Source organism: Saccharicrinis sp. 156, from assembly GCF_050589685.1.
In the GTDB taxonomy this organism is placed as follows: domain Bacteria; phylum Bacteroidota; class Bacteroidia; order Bacteroidales; family Marinilabiliaceae; genus Saccharicrinis.
This window is the reverse complement of record NZ_JBNGOS010000025.1, coordinates 58,249-84,122: the sequence shown is the minus strand read 5'-3', so window position 1 is coordinate 84,122 and position 25,874 is coordinate 58,249. Positions and strand designations below refer to the sequence as shown.

General features: G+C 39.9%; 18 protein-coding genes. 9 read left to right on the top strand and 9 right to left on the bottom strand.

Going from position 1 to position 25,874, the window contains the following annotated elements:
- Window positions 1-143 precede the first annotated feature (143 nt).
- The 3 genes from ACRD64_RS15945 (at window position 144) to ACRD64_RS15935 (ending at window position 2,670) form a co-directional block, all read left to right on the top strand.
- Window positions 144-698, top strand: coding sequence for a sigma-70 family RNA polymerase sigma factor (locus tag ACRD64_RS15945; protein ID WP_430934449.1), 555 nt, complete (start codon window positions 144-146; stop codon window positions 696-698).
- Between the two features lie 37 nt (window positions 699-735).
- Window positions 736-996 carry a hypothetical protein gene (locus ACRD64_RS15940; RefSeq protein ID WP_430934448.1) on the top strand — a complete coding sequence of 87 codons (261 nt, stop codon included), beginning with the start codon at window positions 736-738 and terminating at the stop codon, window positions 994-996.
- A gap of 120 nt (window positions 997-1,116) precedes the next feature.
- Complete coding sequence (locus ACRD64_RS15935) at window positions 1,117-2,670, top strand: M81 family metallopeptidase (RefSeq protein WP_430934447.1); 1,554 nt, start codon at window positions 1,117-1,119, stop codon at window positions 2,668-2,670.
- 97 nt (window positions 2,671-2,767) lie between these two features.
- On the opposite strand, the gene ACRD64_RS15930 is transcribed toward ACRD64_RS15935, so the two are convergent.
- The 4 genes from ACRD64_RS15930 to ACRD64_RS15915 all read right to left on the bottom strand — a co-directional run bounded on the left by ACRD64_RS15930 (window position 2,768) and on the right by ACRD64_RS15915 (window position 8,655).
- Window positions 2,768-5,455, bottom strand: a complete 2,688-nt coding sequence (locus ACRD64_RS15930; protein ID WP_430934446.1) for an MGH1-like glycoside hydrolase domain-containing protein — start codon at window positions 5,453-5,455, stop codon at window positions 2,768-2,770.
- Between the two features lie 369 nt (window positions 5,456-5,824).
- The gene (locus ACRD64_RS15925; protein WP_430934445.1) at window positions 5,825-7,156 is read right to left on the bottom strand and encodes a DEAD/DEAH box helicase; all 1,332 of its coding nucleotides are present in this window, start codon (window positions 7,154-7,156) and stop codon (window positions 5,825-5,827) included.
- 327 nt (window positions 7,157-7,483) lie between these two features.
- The gene (locus ACRD64_RS15920; RefSeq protein ID WP_430934444.1) at window positions 7,484-8,170 is read right to left on the bottom strand and encodes a DNA alkylation repair protein; all 687 of its coding nucleotides are present in this window, start codon (window positions 8,168-8,170) and stop codon (window positions 7,484-7,486) included.
- A 38-nt stretch (window positions 8,171-8,208) separates the two neighbouring features.
- On the bottom strand, window positions 8,209-8,655 hold the full coding sequence (locus ACRD64_RS15915; protein ID WP_430934443.1) for a nucleoside deaminase: 447 nt from the start codon (window positions 8,653-8,655) through the stop codon (window positions 8,209-8,211).
- A gap of 193 nt (window positions 8,656-8,848) precedes the next feature.
- On the opposite strand from ACRD64_RS15915, the gene aspS reads away from it, so the two are divergent.
- Window positions 8,849-10,606, top strand: coding sequence for an aspartate--tRNA ligase (gene aspS / locus ACRD64_RS15910; protein WP_430934442.1), 1,758 nt, complete (start codon window positions 8,849-8,851; stop codon window positions 10,604-10,606).
- Window positions 10,607-11,014: 408 nt separating this feature from the next.
- Here the strand turns inward: aspS and ACRD64_RS15905 are convergent, their stop codons facing one another.
- A complete protein-coding gene (locus ACRD64_RS15905; RefSeq protein ID WP_430934441.1) occupies window positions 11,015-12,148 on the bottom strand; it encodes a 1-acyl-sn-glycerol-3-phosphate acyltransferase in 1,134 nt (377 codons plus the stop codon).
- A gap of 409 nt (window positions 12,149-12,557) precedes the next feature.
- Here ACRD64_RS15905 and ACRD64_RS15900 point away from each other — a divergent pair, with 409 nt between their 5' ends.
- From ACRD64_RS15900 to ACRD64_RS15885, 4 genes are all read left to right on the top strand, one after another.
- Complete coding sequence (locus ACRD64_RS15900) at window positions 12,558-12,902, top strand: STAS domain-containing protein (RefSeq protein WP_430934440.1); 345 nt, start codon at window positions 12,558-12,560, stop codon at window positions 12,900-12,902.
- An 852-nt stretch (window positions 12,903-13,754) separates the two neighbouring features.
- Window positions 13,755-14,615, top strand: a complete 861-nt coding sequence (locus tag ACRD64_RS15895) for a universal stress protein (protein ID WP_430934439.1) — start codon at window positions 13,755-13,757, stop codon at window positions 14,613-14,615.
- 8 nt (window positions 14,616-14,623) lie between these two features.
- A complete protein-coding gene (locus ACRD64_RS15890) occupies window positions 14,624-15,079 on the top strand; it encodes an SPOR domain-containing protein (protein ID WP_430934438.1) in 456 nt (151 codons plus the stop codon).
- A gap of 182 nt (window positions 15,080-15,261) precedes the next feature.
- A complete protein-coding gene (locus ACRD64_RS15885) occupies window positions 15,262-17,163 on the top strand; it encodes an amidophosphoribosyltransferase (RefSeq protein ID WP_430934437.1) in 1,902 nt (633 codons plus the stop codon).
- A 210-nt stretch (window positions 17,164-17,373) separates the two neighbouring features.
- On the opposite strand, the gene ACRD64_RS15880 is transcribed toward ACRD64_RS15885, so the two are convergent.
- From ACRD64_RS15880 to ACRD64_RS15870, 3 genes are all read right to left on the bottom strand, one after another.
- A complete protein-coding gene (locus tag ACRD64_RS15880) occupies window positions 17,374-18,528 on the bottom strand; it encodes a serine hydrolase domain-containing protein (protein WP_430934436.1) in 1,155 nt (384 codons plus the stop codon).
- 28 nt (window positions 18,529-18,556) lie between these two features.
- On the bottom strand, window positions 18,557-20,041 hold the full coding sequence (locus ACRD64_RS15875; protein WP_430934435.1) for a dihydrolipoyl dehydrogenase family protein: 1,485 nt from the start codon (window positions 20,039-20,041) through the stop codon (window positions 18,557-18,559).
- 118 nt (window positions 20,042-20,159) lie between these two features.
- Window positions 20,160-20,741, bottom strand: coding sequence for a GNAT family N-acetyltransferase (locus ACRD64_RS15870; protein WP_430934434.1), 582 nt, complete (start codon window positions 20,739-20,741; stop codon window positions 20,160-20,162).
- A 419-nt stretch (window positions 20,742-21,160) separates the two neighbouring features.
- Here ACRD64_RS15870 and ACRD64_RS15865 point away from each other — a divergent pair, with 419 nt between their 5' ends.
- Window positions 21,161-24,019, top strand: coding sequence for a triple tyrosine motif-containing protein (locus ACRD64_RS15865; protein ID WP_430934433.1), 2,859 nt, complete (start codon window positions 21,161-21,163; stop codon window positions 24,017-24,019).
- A gap of 60 nt (window positions 24,020-24,079) precedes the next feature.
- On the opposite strand, the gene ACRD64_RS15860 is transcribed toward ACRD64_RS15865, so the two are convergent.
- Entirely contained in the window at window positions 24,080-25,675 is a 1,596-nt protein-coding gene (locus ACRD64_RS15860; RefSeq protein WP_430934432.1) for a sulfatase family protein, read from the bottom strand.
- Between the last annotated feature and the right edge of the window lie 199 nt (window positions 25,676-25,874).

Here is a 25,874-nt window from a genome sequence, read left to right as displayed (position 1 = left end):
TTGCTCGTTTGGTTGTCTGATAGATAGTTAGTTGTACCCTGTATAAACCAAAGTATCCACTTCATTATTTTTTTTCATGCGCACAACATAAAAAATATGACAGCTTATTATTATATTGTTAGCAATTAATATTTTAATTCCATATGGCAAATTCTGAGATAATTGAATGGGTTGAAAAGTACACTTCCGATTTATATGATTGGGCATACCACAAAACATCAAATGCCGAAATGGCTCAAGATCTTGTACAGGACACCTTTGTGGTAGCAGTTGAAAAAATAGATTCCTTTCAACGCAAAAGCTCCGTAAAGACATGGCTTTTCTCCATCTTAAACAATAAAATAGTTGACTTTTATCGAAAAAAATCGAAGGCCCATATTCCCTTCGATGGTTCATTCTTATCCAACTTTTTTAACAAAGATGGGACTTGGAAAAACGAGAGCAGACCTAAAGAATGGAACCAGGATGAAGGTCATTTATTGGATAACCAGGAGTTTTTGGGAGTATTGAAAAAATGCATGGACGCTTTACCCGAAAAATGGAGCGCTACGGTCAAGCTTAAATACCTGATTCAAAAAAAAGGGGTAGAGATTTGTAAGGAGTTAGGGATTACATCGTCCAATTATTGGCAAATGATTCACAGGGCAAAGCTTCAACTCCGCGCATGTATCGAAAAAAATTGGTTTATAGCAGAATAAAACTGCCTATTGTTGGGAATATATACAGACAGACGAAATGAAAAAATTAATGCATTTAATAATGTTGTCGTGCCTAAAGGCAACAGTATTGGTTGAGAAGAAGTTAGATCATCCATTAAGTTTTATGGAGAATTTGCAGCTGGCCATGCATACATCTATGTGCAAGGGATGCTCTGCATACGGAAAACAAAGTCAGATTTTAGATAGTGCACTCAAACAGCCATTAAACAAAGAAGTGGTGATGATTGACCTGGATAAATTCAAGGCCGATATTATTGCTACACTAAACGAGGGATGATTCATATAATTACTTTTACGCCAAAAGATGAAAATTTTGTGCTGAAACGATATCTGACTCCACATAGACTTATCCTTTATTAAGACTTTTATATATTGGCAGGAAATGAAATTTCAGCCCATGATTAAAAATTATTTTACACTATTAGCGTTAGCTTTTACAATAGTTTCCTGCCACCAAAAAACTGCTGAGCAACTGCCTCGAATCGCTATTGCGGGTATTGCCATAGAGTCCAGTACGTTTTCCCCTGCACAGACCCAAGAAGAGGCGTTTCATGCACAAATCAAAGATGAGATATTTGCCTACTATCCTTTCTTCTCTCAGGATTCATCCAATCGCAAAAGGGCACATTGGTTTCCAACACTCAGGGGGAAAGCACTACCCGGTGGCATTGTCACAAAAGAAGCCTATGAATCCCTGGTATCCCGGACCCTAAATATACTGAGCGAAAACATGCCCTACGATGGCCTGTTTTTAGATATTCACGGCGCCATGAGTGTGGTCGGAATAGACGATCCCGAGGGCGACTTTATTGAACGTATAAGAGGCGTTGTGGGTTACAAAACCATAATATCTACCTGTATGGATTTACATGGAAATGTATCGTGGCGCTTGGCTAAAAACACCGATTTAATGACTTGTTATCGCATGGCACCGCACGAAGATGCCATGGAATCGAAGAAAAGAGCCGTTGATAATTTGCTATATAGATTAGAAAATGGGCTTGGGAAACCAGCCTACAAAGCCTGGATTCCCGTTCCCATATTATTACCGGGAGAAAAAACAAGCACGCGCATTGAACCTGGTAAAAGTTTATACGCCAAGGTAGCCCCAATCGCAAATCAGAAAGGCGTGGTTGATGCAGCCGTTTGGGTAGGATACGCCTGGGCCGACGAACCTCGAAACCAAGCTGTGGTTATGACGGTTGGAGACGACAAAGAAAACGTTACCAAAGGTGCCGAGGAACTAGCGGAAAGCTTTTGGGAAGTCAGAAAACAATTCGATTTTGTGGCTCCTGTGGCACCATTGCACCAGTGTCTGGACCAAGCTGTTACGAGCACCCAGAAACCATTTATCATTAGCGACATGGGCGACAACCCCACTGCTGGAGGGGCCGGTGATGTTACCTGGACATTGAACGAGATATTAAACCGACCTGAATTCAAGAAAAAAGACGGTCCATCTCTTATTTACGCCTCTATTCCGGGGCCGGAATTAACTGAGAAAGCTATAGGTTTAGGTGTTGGTGCAAAAATAACTGCAAATGTAGGAGCAATGGTAGACGATAGGTATTGCCCGCCGATTAAACTCTCTGGCGAAATAACCGCTATCAGACAAGGAGATAAGCATGCCCAAACCGAAGTGGTTGTAAAAGTGGGCAATGTATATGTGATCGTAACCAACAAGCGTAAACCATATCACCACGAAGCTGATTTCACAAACTTGGATCTTACTCCCCGAGAAGCGGATATCGTTGTGGTGAAAATTGGCTATCTGGTCCCTGAACTCTATAATATGAGAGGCGATTGGTTGATGGCGCTAACACCCGGTGGCGTAGATCAGGATTTGGATAGATTGGGGTATAAACGAATTAACCGCCCCATGTTCCCGCTCGATCCGGATATGAAAGACCCAGATTTGTCCGCAAGGTTAGTCCCCGTTTCAGGTTCATAAATTTCAACAACCAAACCTTTTTGCATTCGAAAACACATAATCCGGGTTAAAAGAAAAGGGTGTCCTCTATGTTGTTTTTAGAGAACACCCTCATATATTATTCTACCTCTTTTTTATACTGGGTTTCATTATCCCAGTGCGATTTTTCCATTAATTTGCTAAAATTGGTTGTTCTAAACATCACCATCAAATAGGCAATCATTCCAGTCCAACCCGTCTGATGGCTTGCACCTATCCCTGCTCCATTATCACCATGGAAATATTCATAAAACAACAAGTTATTTTCCCAGTGTTCGTCTTCCTGAAACTCTTTGTACCAACCGTAAACGGGACGGTATCCTTTTTCATCTTTTAAGAAGATACGTTCCAGACGTTTGATAATTTCCTGGGCTATCTCAATCAAGGTCATCATATTTCCCGATCCGGTTGGGCATTCTACCTTAAACTCGTCGCCATAAAAAGCATATTGCTGATACAAAGCCCTTATAATTACAGTGTTTGCAGGAAACCAGATGGGACCGCGCCAATTGGAATTACCACCAAACATGGTACTGTCTGATTCTCCAGGCACATATTTTACCGTAAATTCTTCATCGTTCCAGGTAAACACATAAGGGTTTTCTTCATGGTATTTCGATAAGGAACGAATGCCATAGTCACTTAAAAATTCGTTTTCGTCGAGCATAACCTTAAGTACACTCCTTAATTTATCTTCATTTAATACACCTAGAAGCCTTCGGTTATGTTTACCCTTTAGCAACGGATTAGCTATGTTTTTAGACAGCCTTTTAGTTCTGGTAATCATATACTTGTGTTCCTTTGCAATAGACGGCAACATCTCTAAATGATCGGGCTCCAGAACCGTTGCGGCGCACATAGGCAGTAATCCAACCAGCGAGCGCACCTTTAATCTTGTAGCACTTCCATCGGGGAAACGCAACACATCATAAAAAAACTGGTCTTCCTCATCCCACATCTCGTCATTGTTGTCTCCAATTTTATCCATTGCAGAAGCAATCTCCAGAAAATGATTGTAATAGTCGACCGCCTTCTCCCTGTACTCGTTATAACCTAAATGTACCAGTTCAAGACAGATCTCTAACATATTCTGAGAATAAAGAGCCATCCACGCATTACCGTCTGATTGTTCTATATGCCCACCCGTAGGCAATGTATGGCTTCGATCAAAAACACCTATATTATCGAGCCCCAAAAATCCTCCTTGAAAAGCATTAGTAGACCTAGGATCTTTGTGATTGATCCACCAATGGAAATTCCTATCCAGTCCATCAAAGCAGTTTTTCAGAAATTCCTTGTCTATAAATCCCTGCATCTGCTTACTGTTTTTATAGAGTGTAATTACGGCAAAAGCATGAACCGGCGGATTAACATCGTTAAAACTCCATTCATATGCGGGGATCTGTCCATTAGGATGCTGATAATTTTTCTGCAAAAACAGGGTTAGCTGGTTCTTTGCAAATTGCGGGTCCACCATGGTTAATGGCAAAGTATGAAATGCAAGATCCCAAACCGCGTACCACGGATATTCCCATTTGTCGGGCATGCTAATAATGTCACTATTTTTAAGATGTTCCCAATCGTTGTTACGCAAATGACGTCGAGGCCCTCCCTGGTATTCGTTCAGCCACTCTGATACGTCAAATTCGTAATATTGTTTGGTCCAGAGCATTCCGGCCAATGCCTGCCTGATGATCCTTTTTTCGTCATCAGATGTGTCTGGTGGATATATTTCCTGATAGAATTCCTCGTTTTCTTTCTTGCGGAGATCAAACTTATCGTCAAACTTACTAAAGCTATACTTCGGCGTGTTTCCCGCCTTGAGTCTCATCTTTATTTCCACGCTACCTCCTGCCGGAATATTTACATCGTACATGGCGCCGGCCTTGGTTCCTTTATGCTCCGGGTTGACGGCCTCGCTAACGTTGTTTACAATAAATTCGTTAAATGCATCCTTAACATATGGCGATTCGTTGGGTGTGTTATAAAGACGCTCATTATTGTCTTCATTATTGGCAAACAACCAAAGCGGCGACAATTCGGAGCTTAACACATACTCACCCAAGGTATCGTTCTTGGCAATGATGGAATTATCATCCAAAAGCGAAATCAACGGCTCCGTAGTTTTATAGTTCCACCAGGTGTTACGAAACCACAAGGTGGGTAACAGCACCACGCTGGCATCTTCCTTGCTTCGGTTATGTGCGGTTATTTTTATCAGTATATTACCAGGAGATTTTTTAGCATATTCTACAAAAACGTCCAGGTAATTATTATCCTTGAAAGCATCCGTATCCAGCAGCTCATATTCAAAGTCCTTATTGGTGCGAGCTGCGTTGGTATCTACCAAATCTAGATAAGGAAATTCCTCTAAAGGGTATTTGTACAAATATTTCATGTACGAGTGCGTTGGCGAAGAGTCTAAATAAAAGTAATATTCCTTAACATCTTCGCCATGATTACCTTTGGGTCCGGTCAACCCGAAAAGGCGTTCTTTTAAAATAGGATCTTTCTTATTCCATAACGACAATGCAAAACACAATTGTTGCTTATCATCGCTAATTCCGGCTATTCCATCTTCACCGTATCTATATACTCGCGAGCGGGATTGATCGTGCGAGAATGAAATCCAGGGATTGTCGTGTCTTCCGTCATCTTCCCTGACTGTTCCCCATTGACGTTCACTTAAGTAGGGACCCCACTTCTTCCAATCCACATGACCGTTTGTACAATCTTCTAACCGCTCTTTTTCACTCTGGGTCTTCATTGTCTTACTTAATATTAAGTTCTTCCTTTGCTTAGGGTTGGCTGCGAAAAATACTACATTAAATTAAAAAGCAATAGGTGAATGGAGGGTTTAACATTTTTTATGGTATATTCTAAATACAACACCCTTATTTTAAAGACATAAGACGCATATATTTAACATTAGAAATACAACTCCATTTGGAAAAATGATTCCCGCACCGTCGCGTATCAAATGTATTATTTACAGATATCCGACTCGCCAGAGTCGTTATCTTCATTTTAAATACATTTTATTAATATTTGGTGCCTCTGGCGTCAACACAAGCACTTGTAATTTCAATTCGAAACACCCCGGACGCACAAGCTTTATCTAAAAGTATTATATAAATTACTTTCTTTTCTGTCCTCTTGTTTTTGGTTTCCTATACTTTGCGGCAAGTTTTCTCCTGTAGGAACCACCTTGGTTAACTTTTTTGTTCTTTTCCTTCTTCTCATGAAAAGCTGCCCCTTTGGTCGCATTTATTTTAGGAGCTTTAACCATTAATTTTCCCGCAATCTCAGGGGTCTCACTGTCGAGTTGCAAATCGGAAACTTCAATTTCTCCGGGAAGCGGGTCTAAATTCACATTCTTACCCATCAATTTCTGGATCTTATTCCAGATACCCAAGTCATTTTCTTCAACAAACGAAACTGCACTACCCTCCGCTTCTGCTCTGCCGGTACGGCCTATCCTGTGCATATATGCTTCAGGTTCTTCGGGCATATCAAAGTTTATGACATGGCTCACCTCAGAAACATCCAAACCTCTTGAAATAAGGTCAGTGGCAATGAGTATACGCAAATCACCTTCGGTAAATTCCTTGAGCATCCTAAACCTAAAATTCTGGGATTTATTGGAGTGAATAACACCCACTTCTTCCGTAAAAATATCTTCCAGGTTCGCAAATAACAAATCTGCCATGGCTCTGCTCTTCACAAACAACAATACCTTCTTCATGTTCTGATAAGTATCTAAAAGATATAGGAGCAAATTTATCTTGGTGTAAAAATTAGGAACTTCGTAAGCCGACTGAAAAATTTTATCTACAGGAGTTCCCGAAGCAGCTACCTCAATTTTTATTGGGTCATAAAAGAAATCTTTAATAACAGCCTCTACATCATAGGTCAATGTAGCGGAAAACATCAGGTTTTGTCTTCTTTCAGGCAGTAAATCCACAATCTGTTCAAGCTGAGGTTTAAACCCTAGATTCAGCATTTCATCAACCTCATCGATAACTAATTTTTGAATAGACTTTAATCGTAAGATCCCTGTAAGGGTTAAATCAATCAACCTACCCGGGGTAGCCACCAACACATCCAAACCATCATAAACCATCTGCTTTTGGGTATTGATATTGGTGCCTCCATACACTCCTGCCACCCTGACATTCATATATTCTGTCAGTTTTTTAAACTCATCGGCCACCTGTTCCACCAGTTCGCGCGTAGGTACCAGTATCAGGACTCTTGGATGCTTTTGTTTGCTAAACTTTAAGTTTCGCAACAATGGCAATATATACGAAATGGTTTTACCTGTGCCGGTTTGGGCAATACCAACCACATCCCTGCCCGACATGGCAACCGGGAATACTTGCTCTTGAACTGGGGTAGCTTCTTCAAGCCCCATTTCTCCAAGGGCATTAAGCAAAACAGTATTTAAATTGAATTCGGAAAACTTCAAAGTACGACAGTTTTAAAATTTGAGCCAAAGATAAGAATGATATTTGTAATTCATGTGCATACGGTATTTATAAAAAACAAGGCCAGTTGCAAATACAACCAGCCTTTAATATTCTCAATGCCTAATAATAACACCTATACCAATATGTTAATAATATTAGCAATAAGTTTACTTCCAGTGAATAACAAGTTCGGCACTACCTCCCGAAATCCTTCGGCACAGCCCGTTCTGCAGGATTGCGGGATGCTATTCTGCAGAATGCCGGAAAGGCCAAGCGCTAATTCATACGTGCAAAAATATTACGAAGGGTAAAAAGTCAAAATCGAGTTATTTCCTGTCCCAGGATTTCCGAACATATTCTTCTATGACAAAAGTTTTAGGCGAAGTGCCACCATGGTCAATTTCAACGGGTCCTATACCCTCTGCTGCCTGAAGTACCTTCTCTTTTAGACCTTCTGTTCTGGCACCTATTGAAATCAAACAATTACACATCCCCTCTTTGGCTCTATTGGGAGAAGTTTGTATTTCGTTTTTAATTTTCTGAATAAAACCGGTAAAGAATAAATCGGTTCTGGATTTATCGTTTTTGGCAATGTAATTTAAAATGGAAAAACCTACCCTTTTAGTATATTCATTGGGCGACTGAATCCAAAGATACATAATATCCATTCCAAAACGCGATTGGGCTATCAATTCGGCAAAACAATCGGCCAGGGCATAATATTGTATGTTGGCCACCCACCGGTTGGCTTCATTTCGGGAAATAATTTCGGGGTTGGCGACCATACAGGCTAAAACACGAGCGTCTATGTTTCTTGTTTTCCATAATTGCTGTGCTATCCGATGATTAACACCTTTTTCCCCAGTAGCCGAAACCACTTCATTTTTCAGCTTCTTGAGATCAGCCAAACTTACCCCAAATAAATCCCCTTTGGCTCCGTGCCGTTTAAACACCTTCCTGTTTTCTTCGGCTCCACATTTTTCTAACTTGGTATATATATCTTCGAAATCCATACCAACAAAACTACAAAAAAATGAAATTGTTTAAAAATCTATCTTTTATTTTTTAAAAACTTTTTTACTATTTCAGAGCACTCATCTTCCATAATTCCTGTTTTAATTTCCGTCTTAGGGTGTTTTATTAGGGGCTCATGCCTTAAAAAACCTCTTTTTTCGTCCTTAGCTCCAAATACAATTTTTCCAATTTGCGACCAGCCCAATGCACCTGCACACATAGCACACGGCTCCAATGTAACATATAGCGCACATTCATTCAGATACTTTCCACCTAGGTATTCGGCAGCGGCCGTAATGGCCAACATTTCGGCGTGCGCCGTAACATCGTTAAGTGCTTCCGTAAGGTTGTGAGCCCTCGAGATAATTTGATTGTTGCATACCACAACGGCCCCCACCGGTATTTCATCTTTTCGAGCGGCAATCTGAGCTTCTTTTAGTGCCTGCTTCATAAAATATTCATCTGAGAAATTGATTTTAGTCATCTTTTAACTTTAAATGGGTCAATACCTGTTCTTTTATTTAATTTCTTTATACTTTCGCATGTTGATTAACCTGAGTGCAACATAAAATTTTAATCGAACTCAGGTTAGTAAGTTAGGCTGCCGATATGGAAACGAAATTAGTAAAATATCGATACAGCACATTTATCCATTGAACTTTTAATAGCATAAGAGAATGTACAGATCACATACTTGTGGTGAGCTCAGGCTTGCAGATGTAAACCAAAGTGTAACGTTGAGCGGATGGGTGCAAAAGGTCCGCAATTTGGGAGGAATGACCTTTGTCGATTTAAGAGACAGGTACGGGATTACCCAATTGGTACTGGATATTGAATCAAGTAAAGAGTTAAGTGAGAAGGCACGTAAACTTGGCCGCGAATATGTGATTCAGGTTAAGGGTAAAGTTGAAGAACGTAGCAATAAAAACGATAAACTTCCTACCGGAGATATTGAAATACTGGTGGACGAACTAAAGTTACTGAACCCGTCGGAACTTCCTCCGTTCACCATCGAAGACGAAACAGACGGCGGCGACGAGTTAAGAATGAAATATCGTTACCTTGATTTACGTCGTAACCCTGTTCGCAGAAATCTGGAGTTACGCCATAGGTTAGGTTTTGAGGTTCGCAACTACTTAAACCAAAAGAATTTTATCGAAACAGAAACTCCTGTTTTGATTAAATCCACTCCCGAAGGGGCGCGTGACTTTATTGTCCCATCACGAATGAACCAGGGCGAATTCTATGCTTTGCCACAGTCTCCACAAGTTTTCAAACAACTGTTGATGGTGGCCGGCTTCGACAGATATTTCCAAATTGTAAAGTGTTTTCGCGACGAAGATTTGAGAGCCGACCGCCAGCCCGAGTTCACGCAAATAGACTGCGAGATGGCTTTTGTTGAGCAACAGGATGTCCTTGAAACATTCGAAGGAATGACCAAACATCTTTTTAAGGTTATCAAGAACGTAGACTTCGATTTTGAGTTCCCTCAGATGCCTTTTGAGGAAGCGATTAAAAACTATGGCTCCGACAAACCAGACATCCGCTTTGAAATGAAATTTGTGGAAATGAAGGACATGGTAGCCAATTGCGGATTTAAGGTTTTTGAAGATGCGGAATACGTGGGCGGAATATGTGCCCAAGGCTGCGCCGGATATAGCCGTAAAGAATTAGATAAACTAACCGACTTTGTTCGCAAACCACAAATTGGTGCGCAAGGCTTGGTTTATGTGAAATACAATACCGACGGTTCATTTAAATCATCCGTTGACAAATTCTTCGACGAAACTGCACTGACAAAATGGGCAGAAGCATACGGAGCGAAGCCTGGAGATTTGCTTTTGATTTTGGCTGGCCCAAAAGCCAGGACTCAGAGTGCGCTATGCGAACTTCGTTTGGAGATGGGAAAACGCCTAGGCCTTAGAGATAAAAATAAATTTGCCCCACTTTGGGTTGTTGACTTTCCTTTGCTGGAATGGGACAAGGAGACCGAAAGATACCATGCCATGCACCATCCTTTTACTTCGCCTAAAATAGAAGATCTGGCTCTATTAGACTCCGATCCGGGCAGGGTTAGGGCTAATGCTTACGACCTGGTGATTAACGGCGTAGAGATTGGCGGTGGCTCTATCAGGATTCATAACGATGAACTTCAGCATAAAATGTTTCAGTTACTCGGATTTACGGAAGAAGAAGCGGAGGGCCAGTTCGGATTCCTGATGAACGCGTTTAAATACGGTGCCCCTCCTCACGGCGGCGTTGCATTCGGTTTTGACAGATTGGTATCCTTGTTTGCCGGTATTGATTCTATCCGCGACGTAATTGCATTCCCTAAAAACAACTCGGGACGTGATGTGATGATCGATTCACCATCTCCGGTAACCGAAGCACAACTGGACGAGCTAAGCATTAAGATGAAAGAAATAAAACAATAACCACATTCCTCCTTTCCATTTTTTGGAATGTACGAAAAGCTATTGTCTATCAATATAATACAAAAGAGGGTTTCGAAAATCGAAACCCTCTTTGTATATCATATACTCCTAAAATTGTCATCAGAATTTATTTAAACCCGCAATATGCATTAGAATTTCTATTACACATTGAAATTACTTTAAACAAGACACTTTGTTGCATCACTTCAACTCACCAGAACGATGCTATGCCTCGTTTCAGTAATGCCTTGTTTTATTGCACTTGCAATGCTCATGACGAACCTCCAATACATAATCCGGGTTAAACCGGCCTGCCGATATTAAGGAACCCTTCAAATCCCCAACAACAGTTCCCGGTTCAACTATTTCATCTTTCATCAGCCATTGGCCTACAAGCAAATGACACCTTTATTCCTTATAAAAGTTCTTTACTGGATTGGCATACATTTCCATCAAGCTACTGTGTATAAATTCCTTATCGGCATCCAACCTTGAGATGTGTTCATTAATATAATCATTGAATACTCTCACATCTTCGTCGGTATACTTATGCGCATAATTCCTGTTACCTTCTATTGCATCTGCGGCAATAAAATTACCAGGCCACAGTTTGTAATTATTATGTATATGGTCGTCAATTATCTCGGCCAGCTTATTCAACTGCTCGTTTTTATCCAATTCATTCAAACCGTCCAGTTCCTTATCCAGCGGAACTCCAGCTTTAAAATGAACCCGACCTTTACGCCCTTGAATTCCCGAAGCCATATGATTTAGATCGTCGGCTTGCGTTTTTGTGTATTCAGGATTATTGCTTTTCATCAAAAACTCATGCGCCTTAAGATAATCGCAAGGATCATATTCGTAGGAAATAGCAAGCGGGACAATCTGCACCTCTTTAAAACTCCGCTCAAAATCACCGTCGCCACTCATATTTATCATTTTCAGAAGGCTAGTTTGCGTGCGGTCGTCACCGTCTTTCGAACGCCCTTCCCGTTGGGCAATCCACACACTTTGATTACGTTCTGTTATGTTATACCTAATGTACTTTGACATTAAAATTGAACTCTGCAACATCTGTCTGGCCGGCAAATTACGACGAACCACAAATGATTTATTCAATTTTACCAACTGTGTAATCCAGGGATAAATGAGCAAATTATCGCCAATAGCTATTTCCGAAGTTTCGTGGCCATGCTCGTGCAAAAGAATATTTAAAAAAGCTGAATCCAGCACTATATCTCTATGATTAGAAATAAAGATATAACTCTTATTCGGATCTAAATTATCGAGCCCCTCGGCAGTCACTCCCTTCGTTGTGTTTCTAATTATCTCCTTTATATAAGGGTAAACTACTCCTATTTGAAATTCTTTTATTGTGGTAATTGATAAAAGTTGGTTAACGAAATCCTTTATCGGAACTTGTGGAAACAAGTATTTTAACAATTCAATAAAAGACTCCTCTTTTAATAACTGCTCAAAAACCTGATGTATTTCATTGTCGCGATATGGACGTAATTCGTTGAATTCTTGATCCGTTGCCATATTTGGTTGTATAAATAAGTTCTTTGCAAAAGTATTACAATCGTCAAAGAAAAGAAACTATCAGCTACTTTTTAGTTCTTTGATTGTAAAATTTAAGATGATCTGCCGCAATTCCGAGGATCGGGCAGTCCTGGAGCATTGCGGCAAGAAAGAATACTCCTTTTCGTATCGTATTCAAATAAAATCGTTTACCACATTACTTCTTACACAAGTCTCCTATCTCTTTGCGGAGATCATCGAAAAAAATATAAATCACAAAAATCACCACCTACAAATTCCATTTTATGGACTTTTTTCCATAATATAATACATATTGATTTGGGCATAATTTTATCTATCTGATTATCAGCGCTTATATTTTTTTGGCACACAGATTGAAACAGTGGGTTCAGACACAAACACGCAAGTTATGATTAAAATAAAAACATACAGCAATACCATTTTGGTATCATTTGAAAAAAGCACCCGACTGAATCAAGAGAATTCAATCATGTTCAAAAACGAACTAATTTCCAAACTGACTTTTCCTTTTTCGAACATCATTGTTGATTTTAACGAGGTTAAAGAAATAGACAAAGAAACAATAGATGCCCTAATAGCAGGACAGCGGCTCTCAAAAATGAATCGGGGCCAAGTAAGTCTTTTTAATGTGAAGGCACAAGTATATAAAGCATTAAGGTTGGCAAAAGTTGATCATTTATTCTTCTTTTGTGATGAACCTAAGCCATTTTCACAGGAACTATTAATGGCTTAAAGATTGTGTTGTGTTGATCAATGCCGGGAGTTACATTTCTTGTCCCCAAACTTGAGTAACTCCCGGTATACTTTTCAACAACAATATATTTGTATTTTGTACGTTGGTTAATAAACATTACCTTAGCGGGAATTAAAATATGTGTTGTGTTGATTGATGCCGGGGGTTGCCATTGGATTTGTCCCCAAAAAAAGTAACTCTCGGTGTTTTTTCAAATAAGATATAAATGCTATGCCTATTTGGCAGAAGCCATTAAAAGCACTAAAAATGTGTTGTGTTGATTGATACCGAGGATGTTTGAAATTGTTGTGATTCAGGCATTTCTCGGTATTTTCTTCTCTGCACAAACCAAACGTTCCAATTAACAGAGCAAATTCTGTCCTCTATTTTTTCACACAAATGCACCACCCAACTGCCTAAATATCAATACACTCTTGCTTGCTGCACATAAACATATATTGAAGAGTATAACTATTTCAGCGAATTTACGTATTAAACCTAATTATTCACGAATGATTACTGCTTACGGCAGCGATTAAGCGTCACAAATATTTTGACAACCCAAAATTGACCTTCCTGAATTGAATTGGGGACTACCGCCCAAAATCCTTCGGAACAGATCGTTCCGTATTCATTTCGGAGGCAATCAAATTTGGGCATCGCCTGCGGTAAGCCTTACGCTTGGGCTCGAAGCTTCAGCGTAGGTGCATGGCGACCGAAGGATTAACCCGAAGAACTTTCATATTCCATAAAACATATGAATTTTGCGGGTTAACACATTAGTTTTATGTAAATTGTGTACTAACATATAAAAGACAAACCTAAGTTGTGTTTTGACAAAACAAAATCTGTATGAAGCGAATATTAGTCCCCATTGATTTTTCCGAAAATGCTTTCAATGCGTTGAATTACGGAATACAAATTGCAAACAAACTGGATGCAGAATTGCGCATTGTTCATGTCAGAACCCGAAAACTGTCGCAAAAATATCTACAAAAAAACATGGGCTCTTTAATTACCGAGGACCTGGAAGGTTGGCTAAATGAAATTGTAGCCAAATACAAGTCCGGTTATCTCGTTCCGGGAGGAAGTTTTGACTATAAGGTTAGAGAAGGGAACGTTTTTAAAGAAGTATCCAACCAGGCCAAATACGACGATACCACTTTAATAGTGATGGGTACACATGGCGCCTCCGGATTCGAAGACAAATACATTGGCAGCAACGCATACCGATTGGTTAGCGCCTCTGAAGTTCCTGTTTTGGCCATTCGACCGGAACGTAAATGGCGTGGTATCAATAAAATTGTCCTTCCTATCAGCAACCGTAAGTCCAGTAGGCAAAAAGTGCCTGCCGTATTAGGAATGGCCAATTTGTTCGATGCTAAAATTTATATTGTCGGAGTAAAGGAAAAAGGGTATAGTTTGGCCAATAGCCGAGTTAAAGCTTTTGTTAAGCAAACCTTAAAATATATCGAAAAAAACACAGATCTCAAGGTAGAATCAAAATTGATAACCAAAGGCAACAGGGCTGAAGCCTTATTGAATTATGCCAATGAAATAGATGCCGATGTTTTGGCCACTGGCATACACCACTCTGGCACACCTTTCGAAAATATAATAAAACCTTTTGTCAATCAACTTATTAACGAATCCGACTGTCCGGTACTTGCTGTTCCAACAAAAGAAATGTTATCTTTGAGCTCAAACTATTAATATTAAATATGCTCAAGATAACAATTGCATTTATTATTTGTTTGTTTTGTATGAACCTGAAATCACAGGAAAAAACAGGCACTCAATTTTTTAAGAATATTTGCGAAGTACAGGAAGATTCCGGAAGCCTGATGGTTTTTCAGGAGCCTGGGATAGAAGATTTAATTGGCATCCATATCGATGCCAATAAAAGAACCAGAGGTATCGATGGTTTTCGGATTCAATTGTATCTGGGCTCTAACAAAAATGCAAAAAGAGAAGCTACGCAAATTAAAGGTAAACTCTTATCCTTGTTTCCCGAAGAAAAGCCATACATTATGTACGAGGCTCCGTTCTGGAGGGTTCAGGTAGGCGATTTCAGAAGCAAAAACGAAGCTTTGGCGCTGTATAGGGAACTTAAAAAGGAGTTCCCTAGTTGCTACCCCGTTCCGGTAAACGATGTAATGGTTGAAAATTTAAAATGATAAATGCTCTCGGCTGAGGGCATTTTTAATTCCGACTTCAATTATCCAAATCTACATATACTAATTTAGTAGTTGAAATTAAAAAAAGGTTAACGTTTATTAAAGACCCCATGTTGTTGGGTATGCCGAAAAAAAAAAATAAATTTGCGCTTTCTTAAAAATATAGTTATTCTCTTAATGTTATGAGCGATCAAATTAAGCATGAATGTGGTTTCGTACTGATCAGGTTACGCAAACCTTTGGAGTATTACAAAGAGAAGTACGGGACTTGGATGTATGGACTCCATAAGCTCTATTTGTTGATGGAAAAACAACACAACAGAGGGCAGGATGGAGCAGGTGTGGTAAGCTTAAAACTTGATCAAAAATCCGGAACAAAATATTTGTCGAGAAAACGCTCCAACAAGCAAAACCCCATTCAGGATGTTTTTAAGGGGATTAACAATGCCATGGGCAAGGCTGAAGGAGGCACTCCCGAATTGATGAAAGATCCGGAATGGGCTAAAAAAAACATGCCATTCTGTGGCGAACTATACCTTGGGCACTTGCGCTATGGAACTTTTGGTAGAAGCAGTATTGATTACGTGCACCCGGTGATGCGCGAAAACAACTGGCGATCGAGGAATTTAGTTTTGGCCGGAAACTTTAACCTGACCAATGTTGATGAGATTTTTAAGAACCTGGAAGACCTGGGACAGCACCCGAAAGATTTCACGGACACGGTAACCATGTTAGAAAATGTGGGTCATTTTTTAGACGAAGAAAACCAATTTTTATTCCGACAATACAAAAACGAAGGATTTACAAACCGTGATATCTCCCATAAAATCGAGGCAGACCTTGATGTCAGAAAAATCCTCGAACGATCGAGCCGCAGATGGGACGGAGGTTATGTAATAGCTGGTATGTTTGGGCATGGCGATGCTTTTGTGGCGCGCGATCCATGGGGCATTCGCCCTGCATCCTATTACATGGATGACGAAGTGGTTGTGGTGGCATCGGAAAGGGCAGTAATTCAAACCGCCATGAACGTAGCCATTCGCGACGTGCAGGAATTAAAGCCTGGACATGCGCTTGTGGTAAAAAAGAACGGTGAGGTATCGGAAGAACTGGTTAGAGTACCCCAGGAACGCAGATCGTGTTCGTTTGAAAGAATATATTTTTCGCGTGGCAGTGATAAATATATTTACCAGGAAAGAAAGATGTTAGGCAAATTGCTAGCTCCTACCTTGCTGAAAATGGTGGATTACGATATTGAAAAAACCGTTTTCTCCTATATTCCCAATACTGCCGAAACAGCCTTTTATGGCATGGTTGAAGGTGTTGGCGACGAGCTGGACAAAATAAAAATTGAACAAATAAAGAATCTGGGTGCCGACATTACCGACGAAAAGTTGGAAAAAATAATGAAGGTGGAGCCAAGAGTCGAGAAAATGGCCATCAAGGACGTTAAAATGAGAACCTTTATCGCCGATGACGAAAGCCGCGATGATTTGGTTGCTCACGTATACGACGTTACTTATGGAGTAGTCAAAAACCAAGAGGACACATTGGTGGTAATCGATGATTCTATTGTTAGGGGAACTACACTTAAAAAGAGCATCCTTAAAATATTAGACAGGCTGCACCCGAAGAAAATAATCATTGTATCTTCCGCACCTCAAATCAGATATCCTGACTGTTATGGTATAGACATGGCAAAACTTGGTGATTTCTGTGCATTCCGTGCTGCCATCGAATTACTAAAGGACCGAGGCATGAAGAATATTATTGATGATGTGTATAAGAAATGTAAGGAGCAACAAAATTTGCCAAAAGAAGAAATAGTTAACTACGTTAGGGAAATATATAAACCTTTTACCGCACAGGAAGTTTCGGACAAGATTGCGGTGATGCTTAAACCTCAGGATATCGATGCGGAGGTAAGCATTGTTTACCAATCAATCGAAAACCTTCATGTGGCTTGTCCAAACGACAAAGGCGATTGGTATTTCACCGGCAACTACCCAACACCCGGTGGTAACAAAGTGGTAAACACTTCGTTTATCAACTTTATGGAAGGACGTAATACCAGAGCGTACTAATAAAATAACATAACAGAATAATAAGAGGCTGCTTTGATTGTATCATAGCAGCCTTTTTTTAAAGACTAAAACATAATAAACGCACCTGACCTTCATAAAGATGCATCAAGAAAAGGAATATATAAAGGAATATCATTAAATCAATTGATTAATACTTCTGTAGAACAGTATGTATCTAAATAGTTTCTACAAAACCAACGCAGCCTTTTTTTATTTTTTTCTTTCCGACAACATCCTTTTTGCAGTTGAAACATAACTAAAGATCTCAGCCGGATGATGGTCGATTTTATCATTGTTACGTTTATGCCCAAGACGAACCACAATGGCATTCTCTTTTCTTAGCACAATGATATATTGTCCATAAATACCTCTTGCATACGGTATTTGCTCACCTTTATAATTCAGTATCCACCAATGATAACCATAAAAATCCACTTCTTTGCGGTCTTTATGATCGACCAGATAAGAAGCAGGTGATATGGACGCTTGAATGTATTCTTCCGAAATCAACTGTTGACCATTTATGTTTCCATTGTTTAGGATTACTTTACCAATACGTGCAAAATCCCTGGCATTACTGTTTAAGCAGCAATATGCTTTTTCGTCGCCATTAGGCATATCTAAACTCCAGAGCGCTTCATTTTCTGCTCCCAAAGGTTTCCATAGTTTCTCCGAAGCATAGTTGGACAAACTTTTACCTGTTACATTTTTTAAGATTAATGCAAGAAGTTGCGTATTTCCGCTTTTATAATTAAACTCCTTGCCTGGCGTTTCAACAACCTTTAATTCTTTTACCAGCTGATTCACATTTTCGCCATAATAAGCTTTTGTGGTGATGGAAAACGGATTGGAATAACTTTCGTTCCAATTTAAACCTGAACTCATAGTCAACAGGTCCTTTATCTTTAGCTGATTGTTCGGTGACACTTTATACTCTCGAATAAAATCGCCCACACACTGATCAACACTTTTAATATATCCATCCTGAACGGCCGCACCAATAAGTAATCCTACTATACTTTTTGCTGCGGAAAACGAGTTTGATAAAGATTTTTCACTGTAGCCTTCCCAATACTCCTCATATACAATTGAATCATTTTGAACAACTAGATAAGCTACCGATTTGTACGCCTCCAACGTATCACGTTCCGCGGGAAGCAAATCGCACTTCATATAATCTACAGCAACACCCCAAGGTTGGGCTATCCCGGTTTTCACGGCTCTATTGTCAAAAATTTTGTAATCTTCAATTCCCGGAAACAAATAAACCAAAGAGTTTTTAGTATATCCGGGTAACAGCGCATATACAACACCGAGCCCGCATATTATTGCACCGGGCCAGATTACTGTTTTTCGTATCTTCATACACTACTACTTAAATTGGATAGTTGAATTAATCCTCAGGCACCCATTCCTTAAATTTTATATATTCCGGGAAGGCCGCTTGCTTGTATATGGATTTTCCACTCAAGGTTCTCAAACACTCCTGGATTCCCTCCGCTAGACTTGGGTGCGGATAAAAAATCTTCAGCACCTCCTGCAGACTATTCCCTTGATTTATAAGATGGGCTACCGAAACAATATAGGCGGATGCCTGGGGACCTCCTGCGCGCATTCCCAATATTCTTGGTTCCTCCTCGTTACTCACAATAATTTTTATAAAACCATTGGTGCTTCTCATGGCTATTGCTCTGTTCACCAATTTATTGGAATAGTAAGCCACCTTATGAGGTATTTTTTTTGCCCGCAATTGCTTCTCGTTCAGCCCAACCGAAGCCAGTTCAGGCTTAAAAAACATCAGGGTCGACATATGTGAATAATCCAGGGGGTAACTAGGCGTATCAGCAATTTGTTCCGCGGCCAGTCTTCCCTGAAACTCGGCTACACTGTACAATTGCGTATGCCCCGAAATATCTCCGGCCGCATAAATATGGCAGATATTGTTGCCATCCCTCAATACACAATGATCGGCTATTTCCAGTGTTCCTCTTTCGGTAGTTTCAACCCCGATTTTTTCCAGACCCAGTTTCTCGGTATTCGCTACCCTGCCAATTGCCACCAGGGCAACATCGACCTCTATCACCTTGCTGTTTCCCGCATCATAATCTAAAATTACTTCGAGGTGATCCGGATATTTATTGATCGTTCTTAAATGAGCCGTATGATGAATAATCACGCCGTTATCTTCCAGGTTTTTGGACACAAACTGGCTCACATCATCATCTTCGTAGGGCAAAACCCGGTTAGCCCGGTCTAACAAATGCACTTCGGTTTGCTTGAAATTGCTAAAAATGGTCGCAATCTCACAACCTATAATACCCGAACCAACAATCAACATCCTTTCCGGAAATTCCTTCAAATCTAACAGGTCATCGGAATTAATGATTCTCTCGTGGTCAATCTCCAAACCGGGAGCTTGCCTTGGCTTAGCCCCTGTTGCGATTACAAAATTTTTAGCTTTCAGAGTTTCTGTTGAATCGTCTGCCGTCACTGTAATGGTGTATGGATCAACAAATTTGGCCCAACCTTTTTTAAGGCAGATTGAACCATACTTGGATTTTCCTTCGGAAAAAGTTTCAATTTGACTGAGCATTTGGTATTGCTTTTCTTTGGCAGCGTGTATCACCGTAGTTATCACTTTGCTAAAATCCACGCTTAAACTGCCTGATCGGTATCCCCGGTCGGTTCTGGCAGCAACCGCATAGTCCATACTCAACTCGTACATGGTTTTTGAGGTAAGAGCTCCGTTCATGATACCTGCCCCTCCCAGGTGCGCCCCTTCCACAATACATATTTTCAAACCAAAATCCAACGCACGCATCGCGGCTGAATAGCCTGCCGGTCCCGAGCCAATAACAATCAAATCGTATTCGTTCATCTATATCATTTGAAGATTGTTCATAACAAAAAATAAATCTGTATGAAAATAGATGTTTTCCGGAGTTAATTCAATGAAATGACGTTTTATTTTATACTGTCAATCCTGAAAATGCGTATTATAGCCAAACAGGAAGTTTATGGCGCTCCTTTTTTAGTAAAGAATAAATTTCTAAATCAATATATCCTCCATTTAAAAGTTCACCTTCCCTAATAATACCTTCGAAGGTAAACCCTAGTCGCAGGGGCACTTTTTTGCTGGGCATATTTCCCATACCACATCTAATTTGAATTCTGTTTAAGTGTAGATGGTTAAAAGCATGGTTGCATAATGCGATAACACAATTACTCACAATACCATTCTTTTGAAACCGAAGCGAAAGCCAGTAACCAATATCCGCAATCCTATTAACATGGCTCATTATTCTAAGATTTATTAATCCTGCCAACTTACCTTTAAATTCTATCACATACACATATTCTTCTTCATTTTCCGCAGCTTTAATTACCTTACGAACAAAACTTAAAGTATCCTCTGTGTTAACCGTAAAACGAACAAAGGGCAACCATTCTCCCAAATAAGCTCTTTGGGCATCTACAATGTCAAAAATATTTTGAGCATCACTAATTAAAACAGGACGTAAACTAATATTCCCATTTATCAGAATGCTTTTAACAGTGGTATCATCTATTTTATGCATTAACTACTTTGATTATTTTGGGTTGCGTTTGTTATACTTCCTCCAGGAAATAATCCTGTTGACCACCCTCAGCGTTAACCCATACATGATGAGCAGGAAAACAATATCGAACCACATAATAAATTGATACTCGGACATGGAGCTAACTTCGAACGAATGATATATCGTATAAGGGATCAGGTTAAAGGAACCCGGCCTTAACATCAAAAATGCCAAGGGGACAAGAACCATTAGTGGATAAAAATAATAGAGTGCCTTATTTTTCATTAATAATACCTAAAGTCAATTCCAAATATAGCAATCTTTAAATTTAAATACACACATGCATTAGGTATTCAAGGAAATACGCATTAAAAACGTAATTCGTAGCCACTTCTCAAACAGTTTTAGTATTTTTATTTTTAATTCTACAGCAGCCAATGAAAATTACACATTTTATATCTGCATTCGTTTTAATGTTTTTTTGTGGCGGAATATTGGGTCATAGTCGTTCACTCCGACCTTTTGTAATCAACTACAACCGTTCGGTGTATAAGGCCATGAGCCAAAACTGGGCTGTAGCCTTCGATGATATTGGAAGGGCCTATTTCGGCAACTCTGGAGGAGTGCTCGAATTTGACGGGAACAACTGGCAACTTCATCAGCACAAATCTAAATCGGCCATGCGGTCTTTATTTTTCGATAGCAAAAGCAAACGATTATACTCTGGATGTTATGAGGATTTTGGCTATTGGGAAAGAGACAGCCTGGGCATTTTAGCATACACCTCACTAGCCGACAAACTCCATTCTTACCCTTTTTCGGGAGAGCGAATTTGGAGTATCGTCAAACATGAAAATGAAATAATATTTCAATCATTCCCGGCAGTTTTTACATATCATACAATAACAAACGAAGTAAAACACGTTGATCCCAAAGGTGAAATACTTTTTTTGAACCATGTAAACAACAAGGTTTACGCACGTGTTAGCGGAAAAGGAATTGTAACCTACGCGAACGGAACATTTAAAACCATAAACAATACCGACTTTGCCCAAAGGTCGACAATACGGTTTTTCCTACCCAGCAAAAGAGGAATCATTGTTGGCGAGGGAAAAACGGGATTACACTTGTTAAACAATGGCTCGTTAAAACCATGGGATTGCCAGGCCAACAAATCGCTTAAGACACTCGACGTGAATTCGGCGGCGGTTATCGATAGTACCACTTATGCCATTGGAACGCTAAAGGGCGGTTTGTATATTATTGACGATAACGGAAACATTCTGAAACACCTGGACAGGCAATCCAAACTTGAAAACAACACGGTATTGGGAATGAATATTGACCAATCGGGAGATTTATGGTTAGCGATGGACAATGGCATATCCTATATCGACTTGAACTCACCGGTGGAATACAATATTGACCTGGACTATGCGCCATCCGCTATTTATTCGGTCGTAGAGCACCAAGGCTATGTTTATATCGGCACAAACAACGGAGTTTTCCATACTCGCTTTAACCAGAACCTTGCCAACCTTAATTTTAAAGAATTAAAACCTTTGGCAGGTGTTTATGGGCATATTTGGAAGCTTGATTTATTAAACGGCGAGTTACTATGCGGCAACAACGATGGTATTTATAAAATTGATAATGGCAAAGCTACAGCATTATCACTAACATCGGGCGGCACCGATTTTATGACATTCCAACACCAGGGAGAAGAGTGGCTTATTGAATCCACTTATTACAAGATAAGATTGCAAAAGCGGATCAACAACCAATGGGTATTTTCACACTTTGTACAGGGGTTCCAGGGCTCGTGCCGTTTTATTGAGATGGACCACTCCGGATACATCTGGATGAGTCACGAGATAAAAGGATTAAATCGCTTGCGGCTTTCAGGTGATTTAAAAACCATAGTCTCCAACCATTCGTTTGGCGTAAAAAATGGCCTTCCAACAGATTACGGCCTAAACGTTTTTAAGCTCAACAACAGGGTTGTAGTAACAACCGGTGAAGAAATATACACCTACGATGATTTAAACGACAAAATGCTACCCTATAAAAAACTTAACGAAGCATTAGGCAGGTTTAAAGAAGCTGTTAGGATTGTAAATGCGGGCAAAAACTATTTTTGGGTGATAACCGATAATGAGGCGGCCCTAATACAACATAATTCCGACACAACCATCATAAAACACACACTAACCCTCGACAGCCCGTATTCATTCCCTGACAAATATCAAAATATTTCGATAATCGGGGAAACAAGCGTTCTTTGTCTGGAAAATGGCATTGCTGTTTTACCTATATACAACAAAGACTCTACCATGCATTTACCTTTGGTAATTTCAGGTGTGTACAATGGGAGAAGTGGGTTAAAAAACAAGGAAGCCCAACTCCCTCTCCACAATGAAATTCCGATACAATTAAAAAACAAAAATAATTCGATAGAATTTGGCTTAACAGCTGTCAACTTCGGGCCCAATAAAGTTAATTATCGGTACACGATAACAAACCTGATGGACGATTGGGTGGATAACCGTTCCGAGAATAGCGTTGTGATAAACGATATTCCTGCCGGCAAATATATCTTTCGCGCAAAGGCAGTGTACTCCGACGGAAAATCCTCCAACATCGTAGAATATCCATTTGAAGTATTATATCCGTGGTATACATCAAAAGCCGGTATATTTACCATTATTGTTATTATTATTGGCTCCATTGTGTTTATGGTCATTTTCAACCATCGAATAATAAAAAAACGAACCTCCGAAATAGAACAAAAACATGAGAACCAGCACAAACAGAACAAATCTACCATTGCACAATTACGGGAAGATGTGCTAAGAAAAGAACTGGAAAACCTACAGAGTAAACTTACCGTATCGGCCAATGCATTAGTGGAGAAGGATAAATCAATCAACACTATCAAAGACGAACTGCACCATATCTACAAAAGGCTTGAAGGCAGATTCCCTCAACGCGACTACTCCAAAATTGTGAATGTTATTGATAACCAGATGACGCAAAAAAGAGATATGCTGAATTTCGAACAACATTTTGCAGCTTCCCAAAGTGGTTTTTACGATAAGCTTAAACATGAATATCCGGAATTATCCCCTGGTGATTTACGTTTGTGTTCGCTGCTTAAAATGAATATGAATTCTAAAGAAATATCTATTTTACTTGGCATAACGGTTAGGAGCGTTGAGGTTAGCAGATATAGGTTAAGAAAAAAAATGGGGCTTAAGCCTGAAGAAAACTTAACCTCAAAGATTATGGAGTTTTAAACAGAAAACCACTTCGGTACGAAGAAACTCCAAGACTAAAATATATGACCTAGTCAAAAATCACTTATAGGCCTCAATATACTTTTGGTCCAGCTCGGCAGAATCTTCGTATTTTATGCGGAGTGCTTCCAGCGCAGACTTTAATTCCTGGACTACTTCGGCATAAGCCGGATCATCATAAACGTTGTTTATTTCATAAGGGTCTTTTTTACGGTCGTAAAACTCCCACTCATCCACATCGTAATAAAAATGAATTAATTTATACGCTTTGGTGATGATGGCATAATGCCTTTTAACCATGTGAATGGAAGGGTACTCGTAATAATGATAGTATGCCGCATCCCTTACCTTTTCCACTTCCCCTTTCAGGATCGGAACCAGGCTTTCCCCTTGCATATCGTCGGGGGGCACTATTCCGGCTGCCTCTAGCATGGTTTGCGCAAAATCCAAGTTCTGAACCATCTCGTCGTTGGTGATTCCAGGCTTTACCACATTTGGCCACCTGATCAGCAATGGTGTTTTAAACGACTCATTATAGGCAAACCTTTTATCGAACCAACCATGTTCACCTAAATAAAACCCCTGGTCGGAAGTATAAACCACGATGGTATTATCGACCAGCTTACTTTCATCGAGATAATCCAATACCCTGCCAACACCTTCGTCAACCGAGGCAATGCAACCCAAATAATCCTGCATATAACGCTGATACCTCCAGTGCATTAGATCTTCCCTAGACATATTTGGATAGGCCTGAACAAATTTCTCGTTCATAGGCCGATAATGCCTATCCCAGGATTCTCTTTCTTCTTGTGTCATTCCGTTATATTCCCTTTCAAAAGCTGAAATATCCCATTTCATATAGGGTTTCAACCCTAACTTATCCATAACGTCGGGGTAAATTTTAGAATCCCCGGCCCAATTCATATGATCAACCAGGTTCATCTCTGCTGTTTTAGCCGCTGTTCCCCTGGTTTCGAATTGATCAAACAGAGTAGCCGGTTCAGGAAAGGTTTTTGAGATGTATTCTTTTTGGTGTCGCGGAGCAGGAAACCATTCGCGATGCGGTGCTTTATGAAAGTACATCAACAAAAACGGTTTATCCAATTTTCTTTCTTTATCTAACCAATCGATGGTCATATCTGTGATGATATCCGTTGTGTAGCCTTTAACATTGATTTTGCCTTCGTTTTTGGTAAAAAAATCGGGGGCATAATAACTCCCCTGATCATCCAAAATACGGAACTGGTCGAAGCCCTTGGGGTTATTTCCAAAATGAAGCTTCCCAAACATGGCGGTCTGATATCCTGCCTGTTGCATAATTTGGGGAAAGGTGACCTGTGTAGTATCGAACGGGAAACGGTTATCTACCTTTCCGTTGATATGACTGTGCTTACCCGTTAACAATACAGCACGTGATGGTGCACAAATTGAATTGGTGACACAGGCATTCGTAAACAACATTCCTTCCTTGGCAATCCTGTCGATATTGGGCGTAGTTGTCAATGTATTATCATAGGCACTGATGGCCTGATACGCGTGGTCGTCGGACATGATAAACAAGATATTGGGTCGTTTAGTCTCTTTTGGCGTGCCTGTGCTGCATCCTGTAACCAGCGCTGCAACGCTAAATAATACGATTAGTTTTAAATACATAATTCGTTCTTTTATAGGATTCTTCTGATTTTAATGCCGCTTACAATAGTCTTTCCTTTTAGGGAAACAAAACTCAAATACCCTATCGGGCGATCAATGTTGCTTTTGGTTTTGAACAGCAAAAGCAAGTTGGGCTAACCATACCATAAGAGATAAAAAGATTATGCGCAACATAGATTTACGTGTGTTAATAACACTT

Excerpts from the sequence above, each read along its gene's own strand:
- ACRD64_RS15945 (WP_430934449.1), top strand. The coding sequence starts at position 144 with ATGGCAAATTCTGAGATAATTGAATGGGTTGAAAAGTACACTTCCGAT.
- ACRD64_RS15940 (WP_430934448.1), top strand. The coding sequence starts at position 736 with ATGAAAAAATTAATGCATTTAATAATGTTGTCGTGCCTAAAGGCAACA.
- ACRD64_RS15935 (WP_430934447.1), top strand. The coding sequence starts at position 1,117 with ATGATTAAAAATTATTTTACACTATTAGCGTTAGCTTTTACAATAGTT.
- ACRD64_RS15930 (WP_430934446.1), bottom strand. The coding sequence starts at position 5,455 with ATGAAGACCCAGAGTGAAAAAGAGCGGTTAGAAGATTGTACAAACGGT.
- ACRD64_RS15920 (WP_430934444.1), bottom strand. The coding sequence starts at position 8,170 with ATGGATTTCGAAGATATATATACCAAGTTAGAAAAATGTGGAGCCGAA.
- ACRD64_RS15915 (WP_430934443.1), bottom strand. The coding sequence starts at position 8,655 with ATGACTAAAATCAATTTCTCAGATGAATATTTTATGAAGCAGGCACTA.
- aspS (WP_430934442.1), top strand. The coding sequence starts at position 8,849 with ATGTACAGATCACATACTTGTGGTGAGCTCAGGCTTGCAGATGTAAAC.
- ACRD64_RS15905 (WP_430934441.1), bottom strand. The coding sequence starts at position 12,148 with ATGGCAACGGATCAAGAATTCAACGAATTACGTCCATATCGCGACAAT.
- ACRD64_RS15900 (WP_430934440.1), top strand. The coding sequence starts at position 12,558 with ATGATTAAAATAAAAACATACAGCAATACCATTTTGGTATCATTTGAA.
- ACRD64_RS15895 (WP_430934439.1), top strand. The coding sequence starts at position 13,755 with ATGAAGCGAATATTAGTCCCCATTGATTTTTCCGAAAATGCTTTCAAT.
- ACRD64_RS15890 (WP_430934438.1), top strand. The coding sequence starts at position 14,624 with ATGCTCAAGATAACAATTGCATTTATTATTTGTTTGTTTTGTATGAAC.
- ACRD64_RS15885 (WP_430934437.1), top strand. The coding sequence starts at position 15,262 with ATGAGCGATCAAATTAAGCATGAATGTGGTTTCGTACTGATCAGGTTA.
- ACRD64_RS15880 (WP_430934436.1), bottom strand. The coding sequence starts at position 18,528 with ATGAAGATACGAAAAACAGTAATCTGGCCCGGTGCAATAATATGCGGG.
- ACRD64_RS15875 (WP_430934435.1), bottom strand. The coding sequence starts at position 20,041 with ATGAACGAATACGATTTGATTGTTATTGGCTCGGGACCGGCAGGCTAT.
- ACRD64_RS15870 (WP_430934434.1), bottom strand. The coding sequence starts at position 20,741 with ATGCATAAAATAGATGATACCACTGTTAAAAGCATTCTGATAAATGGG.
- ACRD64_RS15865 (WP_430934433.1), top strand. The coding sequence starts at position 21,161 with ATGAAAATTACACATTTTATATCTGCATTCGTTTTAATGTTTTTTTGT.
- ACRD64_RS15860 (WP_430934432.1), bottom strand. The coding sequence starts at position 25,675 with ATGTATTTAAAACTAATCGTATTATTTAGCGTTGCAGCGCTGGTTACA.